Source organism: Neisseria sp. P0021.S007 (assembly GCF_051956855.1).
The window spans coordinates 1-956 of record NZ_JBQCXA010000208.1; the positions used below are offsets into that span (position 1 = coordinate 1).

At 50.1% G+C, this 956-nt stretch carries 1 protein-coding gene and 1 pseudogene; both read left to right on the plus strand.

Annotated features, from left to right (window positions below):
• Window positions 1–344, plus strand: a pseudogene (locus tag ACTHUR_RS12265) (tryptophan synthase subunit beta); the annotation flags it as partial.
• 194 nt (window positions 345–538) lie between these two features.
• The coding region (locus ACTHUR_RS12270) for a DMT family transporter (RefSeq protein ID WP_440398750.1) at window positions 539–956 on the plus strand (418 nt) is incomplete at its 3' end.

Below are 956 nucleotides of genomic sequence, written 5' to 3' on the forward strand. Positions count from 1 at the left end.
GTTTCCGCAGCTATTTGATGCAGGACGAAAACGGTCAAGTTTTGGGTACGCACTCCGTTTCCGCAGGCTTGGACTACCCAGGCATCGGCCCGGAACACAGCCATTTGAACGACATCAACCGCGTGGAATACACCGTTGCCAAAGATGACGAAGCACTCGAAGCCTTTGACTTGCTCTGCCGTTTCGAGGGTATTATTCCTGCGCTGGAATCCAGCCATGCCGTTGCTTGGGCGGTGAAAAACGCGCCGAAAATGAGCAAAGACCAAGTGATTTTGGTCAACCTCTCCGGTCGCGGCGATAAAGACATCAATACCGTGGCGAAACTCAAAGGCATTGAGTTGTAAGCCTTATTGATTGAGCAGCAAAGGCCGTCTGAAAAAGCTGGATATCAGTCTTTCAGACGGCCTTTGTTTCCGTAATGATTCAGCGTAGTATTTTATCCGCACAAACTCTATCAAGTATCGGCGGCTAAGGAAATTTATCCTTCCAAACTGCGTTTGTACGCTTTCTAAACCAATTATTCAATTTATCCATCACCATGAAACATTTAGCAATCCATCTAAAACTATTGGGCATGGCGGCGTTTTGGGGCGCATCTTGGCCGATGGGGCGAATGCTGGGACAGGCGCTGCCACCTTTAACGGGCGGTATGCTGCGCTTTTTGACGGCGGCTATCTTGCTTTTGGGCTGGCTGTTTGCACGGTATCGGTTGCGTACTTTGGCGGTTTTGTCGCGCAAACAATGGCTTGGATTGGCACTGGCGGCGGCATTCGGGGTATTTGGTTTTACTGTGTTGTCTATGCTGGGTTTGCAGCGGATTCTTGCTTCAAGGGCGACGGTGTTGGTCACGTTCAATCCTGTGTTGACGATGTTTTTTGCGGCTTTGTTGTTTGGCGAGAAGCTCAACGGCAAGATTGTGTCGGGTATGTTGTTGGCAGTGGCAGGCTCGATATGGG